Here is a 13977-nt window from a genome sequence, read left to right as displayed (position 1 = left end):
GCCATGTCCCCTCTGTTCTTCTTCTTTCTGCTTGCCCAGGTCGGCGCCGCGCCCGCCATCGGCACCAGCCCGCTCGAAACCCCGCCCGAAATCCGCGAGCAGCGGCGCGTGGCTCAGCCGACGGCACCGGTCACTGCGGTTGCCGCGCCGGTCGGGAGCGCGGGCTGCATTGCCGAGATCGAGGCCGATCCGGTTCGCGGCGTCGAGGCGGCGCAACAAGCGATGTGGCGCGCGGCAGGCGAGGAGCGCGTGCGCGCCGGGCTGTGCCTCGGCATGGCGCTGGTCGATCTCGAGCGCTTCGACGAGGCGCAGCGGGCCTTTGCCGACGCGCGCGAGGCCGCCGCTGACGAGGATCGCGCCAGCCGCGCTAGGCTTGGCGCCATGGCCGGCAACGCCGCGCTTGCCGGTGGCCGCCCGGGCGCCGCCATGGGTGCGCTCGACGCCGCGCTCGCCGATGCCAAGGCGGTCTCGGACAAGGCGCTGGCGGCCGAAGTCGAACTCGACCGGGCGCGTGCCCTGGTGGCGCTCGACCGTCCGGCCGAGGCTGGCAGCGCGCTGGCCGACGCCCGCCTGCTCGCGCCGGGCGACGCGCAGGCCTGGCTGTTGTCCGCCACGCTGGCTCGCCGCGAGAACCGCCTCGACGAGGCCCAGCAGCAGATCGAGGAAGCCGCGCGGATCGATCCGGCGAACCCCGAAGTGGGCCTCGAGGCCGGCGTGATCGCGATGCTCGGCGGACGCGAGGAAGCGGCTCGCAGAAGCTGGCGATCGGTCATGGCGACCGCGCCCGGCAGTCCCGCAGCGGCGACGGCCCAAGGCTACATCAACCAGCTCGCACCCCAACCGGAGACCGGACGTTGATCCCCATTTCGCTACTCGACCTCGTGCCCGTACGCCAAGGGGAGACCCTCGCTTCCGCGTTCCACGAGACCGCGCTGACGGCTCGTGCGGCGGAAAAGGCGGGCTATCGGCGGTACTGGGTCGCCGAGCATCACGGCATGGAAGGCATCGCCGGCGGCGCGGCCTCGGTCGTGCTGGCGCATATCGGCAATGCCACCAGCACCATCCGCATCGGCGCGGGCGGGATCATGCTGCCCAACCATACGCCTTACGTGATCGCCGAGCAGTTCGGCACGCTGGCGGCGCTGTTTCCCGGCCGGGTCGACCTTGGCTTGGGCCGTGCGCCGGGTGCGGACGGGCGGCTTGCCTACGCCTTGCGCAAGGATCCGCGCCAGGCCGCCGAGAATTTCCCGCAGGACGTGGTTGAATTGCGGGCGCGTTTCGCGGGCGATCCGGCGCTGCCGTTTCCCGCGACGCAGGCGGTGGGCGCGGATGTCGAGATGTGGATCCTCGGCTCCTCGCTGTTCGGCGCGCAGCTCGCCGGGATGCTCGGGCTGCCTTACGCCTTCGCCTCGCACTTCGCGCCGGCCCTGCTCGACCAGGCCGCGCAGGTCTATCGCGAGCGGTTCGAGCCGTCCGCCACGCTCGACAAGCCGCACTTCATGGCCGCGATCAACGTGATGTGCGGCGATACCGATGAGGAAGCCTGGTATCTCGCATCGAGCAACGATCAGAGCTTCGTTTCGCTGCGCAGCGGCAATCCGGGGCGCCTGCCGCCGCCCGTGCGCGGCTATCGCGACACGCTGGACCGCAGCGGGATGGCTTTGCTCGAACAGATGCGCTCGGTCAGCGCAATCGGCTCGCCCAGCACCGTGCGAGCCGGGATCGAAGACTTCGTCGCGCGCACGCAAGCCGACGAGCTGATCGTTTCGGGCTCGACCTACGACCCCGAGGCCTGGCGCCGCTCACTTGCCATGACGATGGAGGCCTTGCGCTGACGGTCAGGCGGGTTAAGTGCGTTGCGGCTTTGTATCAACGCGTGATTGGCTTGCCCGCGGCATGAAGATTGCCGGGAAGGGCAGGCAAGCGAACGGAAATGAACAACGGACGGGATATGGATAAGGCAGACGTCATCATTGTCGGGGCAGGCCATGCGGGCGCGCAATGCGCGATCGCGCTGCGCCAGAACGGGTTCGAAGGGACGATCACCGTTGTCGGACGCGAGCCCGAGTATCCCTACGAGCGGCCGCCGCTCTCCAAGGAATACTTCGCGCGCGACAAGACCTTTGACCGCCTCTACATCCGCCCGCCGACGTTCTGGGCCGAAAAGCAGATCCATTTCGAGCTTGGCGTCGAAGTTTCCAAGGTCGATCCGGCGGCACACACGGTCACGCTCTCCAACGGCGACACGCTCGAATACGGCCATCTCGTCTGGGCGACCGGAGGCGATGCGCGGCGACTGTCCTGCAGCGGCGCGGATCTGGCCGGCGTGCACACCGTGCGCACGCGGCAGGATTGCGACACGCTGATGGCCGAGATCGACGACGGCACGCGCAATGTCGTCGTGATCGGCGGCGGCTACATCGGGCTCGAGGCGGCGGCGGTGCTGACCAAGCTGGGCTGCAAAGTCACGCTGCTCGAAGCGCTCGACCGTGTGCTCGCGCGCGTCGCCGGCGAGGAGCTTTCCGCGTTCTACGAGAAAGAGCACCGCGATCACGGGGTCGACTTGCGCACCGGTGTCGCGGTCGATTGCATTCTCGGCGAAAACGGCAAGGTCTCGGCGGTCAAGCTTGCCGATGGCGAGGAGCTTGCCTGCGAGGCGGTGATCGTCGGCATCGGCATCGTTCCCGCCGTCGGCCCGCTGATCCTGGCGGGCGCGGCCGGCGCCAATGGCGTCGACGTCGACGAATATTGCAAAACCTCGCTGCCCGATGTCTTCGCGGTCGGCGATTGCGCCGCGTTCGCTTGCGACTACGCGGGCGGCGTCGTCATGCGGGTCGAATCGGTGCAGAACGCCAACGACATGGCCACTTGCGTCGCCAAGCAGATCTGCGGCGACGAGCAGGAGTATCGCTCCTTCCCGTGGTTCTGGTCCAATCAGTACGACTTGCGGCTGCAGACCGCCGGGATCAACGCAGGCTTCGACAACACCGTGCTGCGCGGCGATCCCGAGGACCGCGCCTTCTCGGTCGTCTATCTGCGCGAAGGCCGGGTGGTGGCGCTCGATTGCGTCAACATGGTCAAGGACTACGTCCAGGGCCGCAAGCTGGTCGAAGCCAAGGCCACGCCAAGCCTCGACGCGCTTGCCGACAAAGACACGCCGCTCAAGGAATTGTTGTAAGAGGGTTCGGGAGTCTTTTCCGAGTGGCAACCTGCATCGCCAGGTTGCCCCCGCCCCCGTCCCCCGCGAGTCTTTGTGATTGCCAAACCGCATTCGCGGTTTGGCACGGCACCGGCCCACGCCCCCACCCGACCTCCCACTAGTGTATCCTGATGGGAGGTCGGGTGGGGGCGTGGGCCGGTGCCGCTAAGGTTCGCCCGGATGGGCGGACCGCACCCGCTCGCATTCAAGTCGGCTCTTCGCCCACGCCGCCGCGTCTGCTACTGCCGGATCAGGATCCGTCAGCAAGGGCTCGATCGCGCGCAGCAGTCCGGGATCGCCGCTGTTGCCCGCCGCGTAGAGGCAGTTGCGGACGAAGCGGTCGCGGCCGATTCGCTTGATCGGGGAGCCGGCGAACAGCTTGCGGAAGCCCGCATCGTCGAGTGCCAGCAGCGCGTCGAGCGGCGGGGCGGCGAGTTCGGCGCGGGGCAGGAAGGCACGCATGGTATGCGCGGTGCTGGCGAACTTGTTCCAGGGGCAAACCGCAAGGCAATCGTCGCAACCATAGATGCGGTTGCCGAGAGCATCGCGGAATTCTTCCGGGATCGCGCCTTTGTGCTCGATCGTGAGGTAGCTGATGCAGCGGCGCGCATCGAGGCGGTAGGGTTCGGGAAAGGCGTTCGTCGGGCAGGCGTCCTGGCAGGCGTGGCACGAGCCGCAGCGGTCTTGCGCGGGTTTGTCGGTCTCGAACTCCAGCGTCGTGTAGATCTCGCCGAGGAACAACCACGATCCGTGTTCGCGGCTGACCAGATTGGTGTGCTTGCCTTGCCAGCCGAGCCCGGCGGCGGCGGCCAGCGGCTTTTCCATCACCGGCGCGGTGTCGGTGAACACTTTCACGCCGGCATCGGGTAGGCCGCGCCGCTCCGCTTCCGCGATCAGCCAGCGGGCCAGTGCTTTCAGCGCCTTCTTGACCGTGTCGTGATAGTCCGCGCCTTGCGCATAAGCCGAAATCCGCGCGATCCCGCCATGTTCGGCCAGCGCCAGCGGATCGGCGCCGGGTGCATAGCTCATTCCCAGCACGATCACCGAGCGCGCTTCGGGCCACAAATCCTGTGGCGAGCGGCGCTGGTGCGCGCGTTCGGCCATCCAGCCCATCGAGCCGTGCATGCCCTCCGCCAGCCAGGTCTCCAGCAACCGGGCGCGCGTGTCGTCGCGCTCGGCGGACGCGATCCCGCAAGCGCAGAAGCCCAGCCGCTCCGCTTCGGCGGCGAGCGCGTCCGAAAGATCGGGATTTAGGACGGTCTTAACCAAACTTGCGGATGCTCGACTTTATGTGCAGGGCCTAGGGGCGCAGGAATGAACATCGCTGTAGGAGAATGGCCGGTGGCGGGCAACGCGGACGCACCGGACACCGGGACCGACACGGTGCCGCTCGCGATCGAAGCGCGCGGCCTGGTCAAGCGCTTCGACGGCTTCGCCGCGGTCGACGGGGTCGACATTTCCGTCCCCGAAGGCGCGATCTACGGCATTCTCGGCCCCAATGGTGCGGGCAAGACGACGACGCTGCGCATGCTGCTGGGCATCATCGATCCCGATTCGGGTACGCGCCGCATTCTCGGCGCCGACCGGCCGCACGATGTCGCCACCCGGATCGGCTACTTGCCCGAGGAACGCGGGCTCTACCCGGCGATGAAGGCGGTGGACGCGATCGCGTTCGTCGGCGCGCTGCGCGGGCTGCCGCTCAAGACGGGTCGTGCGCGCGCGCGCGAGTTGCTCGAGGAGCATGGCCTTGGCTATGCGGCAGACCGGCAGATCCGCCAGCTCTCGAAGGGCATGGCGCAGCAAGTGCAGATCATCGGCACGCTGGTGCACCGGCCCCGGCTGGTGGTATTCGACGAACCGTTTTCCGGCCTCGATGCGCTCAACCAGGGGCGGCTGGAGCGGATGATGCGCGATCTCGCCGCGACCGGCACCACCGTGATCTTTTCCACTCACGTCATCGCCCATGCCGAGCGGCTGTGCGACGAAGTCGCGATCATCGCCGGCGGCAAAGTGCCGTTTGCCGGGTCCGTCGACGTCGCGCGCGACCGGATCCCCGCGCAAGTGCGGCTGGAGACTCGCGCCATCGACGGAGCCTGGCGGGCCGCGCTGCCCGCCGATGCCCGCAACGAAGGCCAGTTCTGGTATTTCTCGCTGCCCGAAACCGGGATCGAGCCGCTGTTGCGCGCGCTGATCGAAGGCGAGGCCGGAATTCTCTCGCTCTCGATCGAGCGCGCGGGGCTGCACGATGCCTTCGTCGCGATCGCCGGCGAGGCGGCGGCGCGTGCGCTCGAAGCGGAAAGCCCCGTGGAGCAGAAGCGATGAGCAAGTCCGTCGAGACAGGCCGTCTGTCCACTTTCGCCGCCGCGATGGTCGTCGCGCGGCGCGATTTCACCGCGATCCTGTTCAGCCGCAGCTTCCTGTTTTTCCTGCTCGGCCCGCTGTTTCCGGTAGTGGTCGCAGTCATGGCGGGCGGCGTCGGCCAGCGCGTGCAGACCAGCGCCGAGACCCCGCGCATCGGCATCGCCATGTCCGGCGAAGATGCGCTGCGGATGACGACCGCGCGCGATTCGCTGGCCGGGTCCGCCGGGATCCCGCTTCCCGACATGCGCGTCATTGCCGAGGTGCGGCCAGGCGAGGCCTTTGACGCCCGTGCCCGCCTTGCCAAAGCGGATACCACCGCGATTCTGTCCGGCACGCCCGCGAGCCCGGTTCTCACCGGCCCGCAGCGCTGGGTGGAGGAATGGCGCGGACCGGTCTCGCTGATCGCGGCGCAGGCGGAAGGCAACGGCCCGCGCGACTACGCCAAGGTCGAGACGCAGGTCGTCGTCGCGAAGCGTGGCGAAAGCCGCTCGGGCCGGCTCAAGACCGCGCAGGGCGCGCAGACGCTGCTGTTCCTGCTGATGATGATCCTCGCCGGCATGGTGCTCTCGAACCTCGTCGAGGAGAAGGGCAACAAGATCATCGAGATCCTCGCCGCCGCGATCCCGATGGATGCAGTGTTCTTCGGCAAGCTGTTCGCGATGCTCGGGGTGTCGTTCGTCGGCATCGCCGTGTGGGGATCGATGGTCGGCGCGCTGGTGCTGGCTGCCGGGTCCGCGCTGCCGAGCCTGCCCGCGCCCGCCGTGGGCTGGCCGCTGCTGTTCGCGCTGGGCGTGGTCTACTTCGCGATGGCCTATCTGCTGGTCGGCTCGCTGTTTCTCGCGATCGGCTCGCTCGCCACCACCGTGCGCGAAGTGCAGACGATGTCGATGCCGGTGACGATGCTGCAGCTCATCAACTTCTTCTTCGCCAGCTTCGCGATGACCGAGGCGGGCAGCGGGCTGGAGATCGCCGCGATCGTGATCCCGTTCAGCTCGCCTTTCGCGATGCTGGCGCGGGCCGCGCTCGATCCCGGACTCGTGCCGCACGTGCTGGCGATCGCGTGGCAATTGGTCTGCGTGGTCGTGTTCGTGAAGCTGGGCTCGCGGCTGTTCCGCAAGCGGGTGATGCAGTCGGGCCCGGCCCCGGTGCGCCAGCGCCGCAAGCTCCTGTCTCGGCTTCGCACCGCGCGGGGTTGATCCCGACATCCCCGGTTCAGGCGCGGCGTGCTATCACGCGCTGTTCCAGAGGGAGACTAGGCGATGATCACGATCGAGCAGACAGACCGGCGCCGGATGCTGGCATGGCTCGGCCTGGGCGTCGCCATGCCGGTGATTGCCGCGTGCGGATCGCGCGATGCCGAGGCGAAGGGCTTTCCCGTCAGCTACAGCGAAGCCGAGTGGCGCAAGCGGCTCACTCCCGCGCAGTTTCAGATCCTGCGCAAGGAAGGCACCGAGCGGCCCTACAGCTCGCCGCTCAACGAGGAAAAGCGCAAGGGCACGTTCGTCTGTGCGGCCGACGGCAATGCGCTCTTCTCTTCGGCCACGAAGTTCGAAAGCGGCACCGGCTGGCCCAGCTTCTGGAAGCCGCTACCGGGCGCGATCGGCACGTCGCGAGATTTCAAGCTGGGCTATCCGCGCACCGAAGTGCACTGCGCCAAGTGCGGCGGCCACCTCGGGCACGTGTTCGACGACGGGCCCAAGCCCACCGGCAAACGCTACTGCATGAATGGCGATGCGATGAAGTTCCGCCCGGCCTGAACCGGATCGGACGAACGCGCCGCGAGCGCGCCTTGCATGGCCGCGGCCCGTTCGGCGAGGTCGCTCATGGTCATGATGCGATCGAACACCAGACCGTAATTGGGCGCGCGCCGCCAGCAGACCGTGGCTTCGATCTCGGGCAGATGCGGTCCCTTGATTCGCAGGACCTGGCCCCGCGCGAGCAATTCCTCGCTTTCGATGCAGGCACCCTGGCGCGACAGATCATGGATCCTCACCGGGATCTGCTGCCCGGCGAAGGCGATCTCGGCGGGAACGTCCATGCACAGGCGAATGGCGCGTTTGGGGTACGGGCTCGCCTCGCCCATGAAGGCCTCAAGATCGATCGGCTGGGTAAAGCGGAAGCCCGCTTCCCCATTGCTCTCCCACACCCTCTCGACACCGAACTGGGCGCCGTTGCCGAGTTCGACCAGACCGCCGTCGAAGCTTTCGGGCAGCAAGTGGAACAGGCGCAGGCGGACGCCGCCTTCGGACACGTCCCGGATGATGCAGAGGAATTCGCCCTGCGGCGAGACCACTTTCGCGGTTCGCAGCAGCAGGGCTAAACGCGGCTCCTGGCGCTGTTCGGCGCCGGGCTCATCACTGGATGCGAGAGGCATCGTTGCCGTCTCCTGGGTTTTCATCGTCACCATGCGGGCCAAATTCCATCGCGAAAGTGTCGAACCCCGAGGAGCGACCCTGGAATTCACGAATGATGTTACATCCTGACATATTGCGGTTTCGTAAATTATCCCGACGGTCGGGTGCGGGACGGAACACGTTGCCGGGTCCAGGGCGCGATCGATCTGATCAAAACTGCGCTTTGGACCAGTCCGGATGTAAGGCTTGCCGACACCGTGCAGGCGTGGTGCGGACGGCGGGACTCGAACCCGCACGAGCAAGGCTCAAGGGATTTTAAGTCCCCTGCGTCTACCATTCCGCCACGTCCGCGCAGTCGGTGCGGCGCGACGTCTGGCAGATCGGTTCCCCGGCGGCAAGTCGAAGCAATCATGTCGGATCCGACACGCCGTCCTTCGGACCCGACGCGCGTCCCTGGCCGATGGCGAGGCGCGCGAGGTTCCTTGCGCGCCTACTCGACGTTGAGCCGCTGGCGCATTTCCTTGCCCGGCTTGAAGTAGGGAACGCGCTTTTCGGGGACGTCCACGGATTCGCCGGTGCGCGGGTTGCGGCCCTTGCGGCTTTCGCGATGGCGAGTGGAGAATGCGCCGAAGCCTCGCAGCTCGACGCGGCCGCCCTCGCTCAGGCGCTGGGCAATTTCCTCGAAGAAGGCATCGACGGCACGTTCGATGTCTTCCCCCCGCAACTCCGGGTTCATCTTGCCAAGCTCTTGAACGAGTTCCGATCGGATCATGCGAAGTTCCCCCTTTGCAAGTGTGCCGCAATAAACAGGCTCTTACCTTTCTGCAAACCCAACAGAAAATTGCCACCGGGATCGTGCCTGCGCAATACCCGCGCGCTTTTGCCCGAAGCGAGCCTAAAGCCTTTCGCTTGGGCATTTTGCTCGCTACGCTAACCCGCTGATAAGCCCCGCAACGGGGTTCAAAGGCATTCGGGGGCGCATGAAGAACATTTCCATGTGGAATGAGGGCGATTGGATCGCGGCGATTGCCGCCCTCGCTCTTTTCGCGGTTCTGGCCATCGGCGGTGTCATCGCCACGCGAAAGTCCGACGAATTCGTTGGCCATCCGCGTGGCCTCTTCGTTCTGTTCTATGCAGAGATGTGGGAACGGTTCTCCTTCTACGGCATGCGCGCGCTGCTGATTCTGTATCTCACCAAGTTCTGGCTGTTCAGCGATGGCGATGCGGCGCTTGTTTATGGCGGCTACACCAGCCTCGTCTATATCACGCCGGTGCTGGGCGGTTATCTGGCCGATCGCTGGCTTGGGCAGCGCAAGGCGGTGCTCTTCGGGGGGCTGGTGCTCGCGCTCGGCCACTTGTTCATGGCGGTCGAGGGCGTGCAGGGCGCAACCGATCCCCTGGTCAAGCAGGCGGATCCCGCGATCAATATCTTCTGGCTCGCGCTCGCACTGATCATCGTCGGCTCGGGCTTCCTGAAGGCGAATATTTCGGTCATCGTCGGGCAGCTCTACCGCATGACCGATACCCGCCGAGACGCGGCTTATACGATCTTCTACATGGGCGTGAACGTCGGCGCGGCGCTCGGGACCATTCTGGTCGGATACCTTGGGGAGACGATCGGTTGGTCCTGGGGCTTCGGCATCGCGGGCATCGGGATGCTCCTGGGGCTCATCATTTTCATGCTCGGCAAGCCCGCGCTCAGGGGCCAGGGCGAGCCGCCCATGCCTTTGGTGAAGCGCAAGGAAATGCTGCTCTATGCCACCGGCATTGCCGCCGTCGCGGTAATCTGGTTGCTGATTCAATACGTCGACGTGATCCAGACGATGCTGATCATCACCGGCGTCGCGATGCTGGGCTATACGCTCTACGAGGCGTTCAAGCTGCCCAAGGATGCGCGCGAGCGGATCTTCGCGATCCTGTTCCTCATCGCACTCAATCCGGTCTTCTGGGGGCTGTTCGAGCAGGCGGGCGGCTCGCTGTCGCTCTATACCGACAAATTCGTCGACCGGGGCGGGGTGCCGACCAGCCTGTTCCAGTCCATCAACCCGATCTACATCGTGATCTTCGCGCCGGTCTTCGCCGCACTATGGCAGTTTCTTGGCGCCAAGGGGCTGGAGCCGAGCGCGCCTGCCAAGTTCGGTCTGGCATTGGTGCAAGTGGGCCTCGGCTTCCTCGTCTTCGTCTGGGGGGCAAGCACAGGCGATCCGGCGATCATGACGCCGGTCATCTTCGTGTTTCTCATCTACCTTTTGCACACCACCGGCGAGCTCTGCCTGTCGCCCGTCGGCCTTTCGGCCATGACACGTCTTGCGCCGCTGCATCTCGGCAGTTTCATCATGGGCGCGTGGTTCTACATGACCGCCGTCGGCAATTTCGTGGCGGGCAAGATCGGTGAGGCGACCGGCGGCGAAAGCGGCGAGATGTCGAAGGAGCTGACGCTGTCGATCTACAGCACGATCGGCTGGACCACGATCGGCATCGCCGTGGTGGTTCTGCTTTTGTCACCGATCGTAAAGCGCTGGATGCATCTCGATACGCTCGGCGACCGGAACGTTTCGGACGATCTGGAAGGCCAGGCGGGGGCAGGCCTCGAGGCGCAGGAAGCGGGCATTCACCCGGCTGTCAAACCAAAGTGAACACAGATTCTGTCGGCGCTTCGGCGCGGCAGTATGTTGATTAACAGGGAAGACAAAATCATGATGGTACGTCCCGGGATCGGGAAACTTGGTAGCGCGCTTGCCGCTGCCCTCGCTCTGAGCGCTTGCGCCACGACCGGCGGATCGGGCGGCGCCAAGTCGACCGCTTCGACCGAAACGCCTTACCCATCGACCTATAAGGCCTATCCCGGCACGCCGACCGCATTGGTCGGCGCCACCGTCTACGATGGCGCGGGCGGCGTGATCGAGGGCGGCACGGTGTTGTTCGAGAACGGCAAGATCACCGGCATCGGCGGCCCCGATCTCGCGATCCCGGCAGGCTTCACGCAGATCGACGGCAGCGGCAAGTTCGTGACGCCGGGCGTGATCGACATCCACTCGCACCTCGGCGACTATCCCACGCCGTCGGTCGATGCGCACTCGGACGGCAACGAGGCGACCTCGCCCACGACCCCCGATGTCTGGGCGGAGCATTCGGTCTGGCCGCAGGATCCCGGCTTCACCCGCGCGCTCGCCAATGGCGGCGTCACGTCGCTGCAGATCCTGCCGGGCTCGGCCAACCTCATGGGCGGCCGCTCGGTCACGCTCAAGAATGTGCCGAGCCGCACGGTGCAGGGCATGAAGTTTCCCGGCGCGCCTTATTCGCTGAAGATGGCCTGCGGTGAAAACCCCAAGCGCGTCTACGGCAGCCGTGGCACCAAGCCTTCGACCCGGATGGGCAACTTCGCGGTCAATCGCCAGACCTGGATCGACGCGCAGAACTACATGAACGGCGATCACGCCAAGCGCGACCTCGCCAACGAGACGCTCGAAGGCGTGCTCAAGGGCGAGATCCTGATCCAGAACCACTGCTATCGCGCCGACGAGATGGCGCTGGTGCTCGATATGGCCAAGGAGTTCGGCTACAAGGTCACGGCTTTCCACCACGCGGTCGAAAGCTACAAGATCGGCGATCTGCTGCGCGAGGCGGGCGTGTGTTCGGCGGTCTGGGCGGACTGGTACGGCTTCAAGATGGAAGCTTACGACGCCATTCCCGAAAACGCCGCGCTGCTCTCGCGCGAAGGCGCTTGCGTCATCATTCACTCGGATGACGAGAACGGCATCCAGCGCCTCAACCAGGAAGCCGCCAAGGCGCAGGCCGACGGGCGGCGCATGGGCATCGAAATTCCCGACGCCACCGTGGTCGGCTGGTTCACGCTCAACCCGGCAAAGGCGATGGGAATCGGTGACAAGACCGGCAGCCTCGAAAGCGGCAAGATGGCCGATGTCGTTTTGTGGAACGGCGATCCGCTCTCGGTCTATTCGCGGCCCGAGAAGGTCTGGGTCGACGGCGCGCTGATGTACGATGCGATGGATCGCAAGCGGCGGCCGGTGAGCGATTTCGAGCTTGGCCAGCCCGGCGAAGGAGACGTGAAGTGAAGCGCCTGATCCGCACGGCGCTCGTCGCCTTGACCATGGCCGTCCCCGGTCTCGCACAGGCACAGGACTACGCCGTCACCGGCGCCACGGTCGCGACCGGCGATGGCAGCGCGCCGATGGAGAACGCCACCGTCGTCGTGCGCGGCGGCCGGATCGCCGCCGTCGGCACGGGAATCGCCGTTCCCGCCGGGGTGCAGGCGGTCGACGGCACGGGGATGTGGGTGACGCCGGGGCTTTTCGCCGCGATTACCGACCTTGGCCTCTACGATGTCCTCGCGGTCGACGAGAGCAACGACATCGGCGCGGGCAATTCGCCGTTCAATGCCGCGCTCGACGTGGCGCCGGCGATCAATCCGGCCTCGCAGGATGTCGTGGTCAGCCGCGAAGGCGGCGTCACGCGCGCCACGGTCGCGCCGGACGCCGAATCCTCGATCTTCGCTGGACAAGGCGCGGTGATCGACCTCGGCGCGGATCGCAATGCGGTCACGCGGCCGCGCGCCTTCCAGTTCGTCGAGCTCGGCGAATACGGTGCCCGCCGCGCCGGCGGCAGCCGCACCTCGGCGCACGCGCTGTTCCGCAACGCGCTGCGCGAAGCCAAGGCCTATGGCACCCGCGCATCGATCCCGGGGCAGTCCTCCAGCCCCGATCCGATGCGCAGCGGCGACGATCTGCCGATCGACCCGCGTCTGGCGGGTGACGACCGGGCCGAACGCGGCGGCGACGTCCTGCTGACGCGCTTCGATGCAGCCGCGCTGGTTCCGGTGGTCGAGGGCCGCCAGCCGCTCTACGTCCATGTCGAGCGCGCGTCGGACATTCTCTCGGTGCTCGATCTGAGCCGCGAGTTTCCCAAGCTCGACCTCGTGATCGTCGGCGCAAGCGAGGGCTGGCAGGTTGCCAATCAGATCGCGGCGGCAGGCGTGCCCGTGATCGCGCAGGCGCTGATGGACCTGCCCGTCGGCTTCGAAGAGCTCGCCTCGACTCAATCGAACGTGGGCCGGATGAAGCAGGCAGGCGTCAAGGTCGCGATCGGGCCCTTCGATGGAGACAACCACCCGCGCTATGCGCCGCAGTACGCGGGCAATCTCGTCGCGCTCACCAAAATTCCGGGGGCCGCCGGACTGACCTGGGGCGAGGCATTGGCCGCGATCACTTCGATTCCCGCCGAAATCGCCGGAATGGGCGGCAGGGCCGGCGTGCTCAAGCCGGGCGCGGTGGGCGATGTCGTGGTCTGGGACGGCGATCCGCTGGAAGTAACCTCGGCGCCGGTACAAGTCGTCATCGACGGCGTCGTGCAGCCGCTCGACAGCCATCAAAGCCGCCTCAAGCAGCGCTATCGCGATCTCGACGAGAGCGACTTGCCCAAGGCCTACGACTGGTAGCTTCTAGGTTTGGAAGGTCCGGACGGATGTCCGGACCTTTGGCGGCCCCGGCTCACGCCCCCACCCGACCTCCCATCAGGATACACTCGTGGGAGGTCGGGTGGGGGCGTGGGCCGGTGCCGCAAAGCTCGTCACGGATGTGACGAGCGCACCAAACAAAAGACTCAATCCACGCTCAGAAGTAGCCCTTCAGCCACTCGACCAGCTTCATCAGATCCTCGCGTTCCAGCGCGACGGCGTGACCGAGGTCGGGCACTTTGGGCCAGCCGACATCGACGAATTCGCGGCTCTCCCACTCGCGCGCGCCGTCGTAGCGCGGGATGACGTGGAAGTGCACTTCGTGGTCGACCATCATCAGCATCAGGTAGTTGATCTTGGCGTAATCGACCGCCTCGGACAGCGCCGCCTCGATCGCGGCGGTGACCGTCTTCAGCTCGGCATGCGCTTCTGCCGGCAATTCGCCGAACGCAGTCGCGGCGGATCGCGCCGCCAGCACCAGCGAGCCCAGCGTCGGCTGCGCGGGACGGGCGAGGACGACCCAGTGGTCGAATTCGGCCACCAGCGATTGCGGAAAGCCGAATTTCTCGATCGTGGGGTTCATCGGTCTC

Annotated in this window: 13 protein-coding genes and 1 tRNA gene; 9 read left to right on the top strand and 5 right to left on the bottom strand. The window is 66.5% G+C overall.

What is annotated here, in order from left to right; all coding sequences use genetic code 11:
• Nucleotides 1-3 precede the first annotated feature (3 nt).
• The 3 genes from GQO94_RS09255 to GQO94_RS09245 all read left to right on the top strand — a co-directional run bounded on the left by GQO94_RS09255 (nucleotide 4) and on the right by GQO94_RS09245 (nucleotide 3178).
• Nucleotides 4-858 (top strand): tetratricopeptide repeat protein, encoded by an 855-nt coding sequence (locus GQO94_RS09255; protein WP_156840850.1) that lies wholly within the window; start codon nucleotides 4-6, stop codon nucleotides 856-858.
• Nucleotides 855-1835 carry an LLM class flavin-dependent oxidoreductase gene (locus GQO94_RS09250; RefSeq protein ID WP_156840849.1) on the top strand — a complete coding sequence of 327 codons (981 nt, stop codon included), beginning with the start codon at nucleotides 855-857 and terminating at the stop codon, nucleotides 1833-1835. The genes GQO94_RS09255 and GQO94_RS09250 overlap by 4 nt, the downstream gene beginning before the upstream one ends.
• A 116-nt stretch (nucleotides 1836-1951) precedes the next feature.
• Nucleotides 1952-3178, top strand: coding sequence for an NAD(P)/FAD-dependent oxidoreductase (locus GQO94_RS09245; protein ID WP_156840848.1), 1227 nt, complete (start codon nucleotides 1952-1954; stop codon nucleotides 3176-3178).
• A 186-nt stretch (nucleotides 3179-3364) separates the two neighbouring features.
• Here GQO94_RS09245 and queG read toward each other — a convergent pair whose 3' ends face one another.
• On the bottom strand, nucleotides 3365-4468 hold the full coding sequence (queG, locus tag GQO94_RS09240; protein WP_156840847.1) for a tRNA epoxyqueuosine(34) reductase QueG: 1104 nt from the start codon (nucleotides 4466-4468) through the stop codon (nucleotides 3365-3367).
• Between the two features lie 45 nt (nucleotides 4469-4513).
• On the opposite strand from queG, the gene GQO94_RS09235 reads away from it, so the two are divergent.
• The 3 genes from GQO94_RS09235 (at nucleotide 4514) to msrB (ending at nucleotide 7317) form a co-directional block, all read left to right on the top strand.
• Nucleotides 4514-5521 carry an ABC transporter ATP-binding protein gene (locus GQO94_RS09235; RefSeq protein ID WP_156840846.1) on the top strand — a complete coding sequence of 336 codons (1008 nt, stop codon included), beginning with the start codon at nucleotides 4514-4516 and terminating at the stop codon, nucleotides 5519-5521.
• Nucleotides 5518-6756 carry an ABC transporter permease gene (locus GQO94_RS09230; RefSeq protein ID WP_156840845.1) on the top strand — a complete coding sequence of 413 codons (1239 nt, stop codon included), beginning with the start codon at nucleotides 5518-5520 and terminating at the stop codon, nucleotides 6754-6756. Before GQO94_RS09235 ends, GQO94_RS09230 begins: the two co-directional genes overlap by 4 nt.
• 63 nt (nucleotides 6757-6819) lie before the next feature.
• Nucleotides 6820-7317: a peptide-methionine (R)-S-oxide reductase MsrB gene (gene msrB / locus GQO94_RS09225; protein ID WP_156840844.1), complete on the top strand. Its 498-nt coding sequence runs from the start codon at nucleotides 6820-6822 to the stop codon at nucleotides 7315-7317.
• Here msrB and GQO94_RS09220 read toward each other — a convergent pair.
• The 3 genes from GQO94_RS09220 to GQO94_RS09210 all read right to left on the bottom strand — a co-directional run bounded on the left by GQO94_RS09220 (nucleotide 7275) and on the right by GQO94_RS09210 (nucleotide 8686).
• A complete protein-coding gene (locus GQO94_RS09220) occupies nucleotides 7275-7934 on the bottom strand; it encodes a PilZ domain-containing protein (protein ID WP_232332848.1) in 660 nt (219 codons plus the stop codon). The two genes, msrB and GQO94_RS09220, sit on opposite strands and share 43 nt — an antisense overlap.
• 246 nt (nucleotides 7935-8180) lie before the next feature.
• Nucleotides 8181-8265, bottom strand: a tRNA-Leu gene (locus tag GQO94_RS09215).
• A 139-nt stretch (nucleotides 8266-8404) separates the two neighbouring features.
• Entirely contained in the window at nucleotides 8405-8686 is a 282-nt protein-coding gene (locus tag GQO94_RS09210; RefSeq protein WP_156840843.1) for an integration host factor subunit beta, read from the bottom strand.
• A gap of 208 nt (nucleotides 8687-8894) precedes the next feature.
• Between GQO94_RS09210 and GQO94_RS09205 the strand changes: the two genes are divergently transcribed.
• The 3 genes from GQO94_RS09205 to GQO94_RS09195 are packed head-to-tail and all read left to right on the top strand — an operon-like array spanning nucleotide 8895 to nucleotide 13369.
• Nucleotides 8895-10550, top strand: coding sequence for a peptide MFS transporter (locus GQO94_RS09205; protein WP_156840842.1), 1656 nt, complete (start codon nucleotides 8895-8897; stop codon nucleotides 10548-10550).
• Between the two features lie 60 nt (nucleotides 10551-10610).
• The gene (locus tag GQO94_RS09200; protein ID WP_408636609.1) at nucleotides 10611-11990 is read left to right on the top strand and encodes an amidohydrolase; all 1380 of its coding nucleotides are present in this window, start codon (nucleotides 10611-10613) and stop codon (nucleotides 11988-11990) included.
• 35 nt (nucleotides 11991-12025) lie between these two features.
• Nucleotides 12026-13369, top strand: a complete 1344-nt coding sequence (locus GQO94_RS09195; RefSeq protein WP_198045905.1) for an amidohydrolase family protein — start codon at nucleotides 12026-12028, stop codon at nucleotides 13367-13369.
• A 175-nt stretch (nucleotides 13370-13544) separates the two neighbouring features.
• On the opposite strand, the gene GQO94_RS09190 is transcribed toward GQO94_RS09195, so the two are convergent.
• Nucleotides 13545-13970 carry an HIT family protein gene (locus tag GQO94_RS09190; RefSeq protein WP_156840840.1) on the bottom strand — a complete coding sequence of 142 codons (426 nt, stop codon included), beginning with the start codon at nucleotides 13968-13970 and terminating at the stop codon, nucleotides 13545-13547.
• Nucleotides 13971-13977: the final 7 nt, after the last annotated feature.

It is taken from the genome of Novosphingobium aquimarinum, from assembly GCF_009746585.1.
Lineage (GTDB): Bacteria > Pseudomonadota > Alphaproteobacteria > Sphingomonadales > Sphingomonadaceae > Novosphingobium > Novosphingobium aquimarinum.
Note: the sequence above shows the minus strand (reverse complement) of the source record. Positions and strands in the feature narration are given on the sequence as shown.

Excerpts from the sequence above, each read along its gene's own strand:
- GQO94_RS09200 (WP_408636609.1), top strand. The coding sequence starts at position 10,611 with ATGATGGTACGTCCCGGGATCGGGAAACTTGGTAGCGCGCTTGCCGCT.
- GQO94_RS09190 (WP_156840840.1), bottom strand. The coding sequence starts at position 13,970 with ATGAACCCCACGATCGAGAAATTCGGCTTTCCGCAATCGCTGGTGGCC.
- GQO94_RS09235 (WP_156840846.1), top strand. The coding sequence starts at position 4,514 with ATGAACATCGCTGTAGGAGAATGGCCGGTGGCGGGCAACGCGGACGCA.
- GQO94_RS09220 (WP_232332848.1), bottom strand. The coding sequence starts at position 7,934 with ATGCCTCTCGCATCCAGTGATGAGCCCGGCGCCGAACAGCGCCAGGAG.
- GQO94_RS09230 (WP_156840845.1), top strand. The coding sequence starts at position 5,518 with ATGAGCAAGTCCGTCGAGACAGGCCGTCTGTCCACTTTCGCCGCCGCG.
- GQO94_RS09245 (WP_156840848.1), top strand. The coding sequence starts at position 1,952 with ATGGATAAGGCAGACGTCATCATTGTCGGGGCAGGCCATGCGGGCGCG.
- GQO94_RS09255 (WP_156840850.1), top strand. The coding sequence starts at position 4 with ATGTCCCCTCTGTTCTTCTTCTTTCTGCTTGCCCAGGTCGGCGCCGCG.
- GQO94_RS09195 (WP_198045905.1), top strand. The coding sequence starts at position 12,026 with ATGGCCGTCCCCGGTCTCGCACAGGCACAGGACTACGCCGTCACCGGC.
- GQO94_RS09205 (WP_156840842.1), top strand. The coding sequence starts at position 8,895 with ATGAAGAACATTTCCATGTGGAATGAGGGCGATTGGATCGCGGCGATT.
- GQO94_RS09210 (WP_156840843.1), bottom strand. The coding sequence starts at position 8,686 with ATGATCCGATCGGAACTCGTTCAAGAGCTTGGCAAGATGAACCCGGAG.
- msrB (WP_156840844.1), top strand. The coding sequence starts at position 6,820 with ATGATCACGATCGAGCAGACAGACCGGCGCCGGATGCTGGCATGGCTC.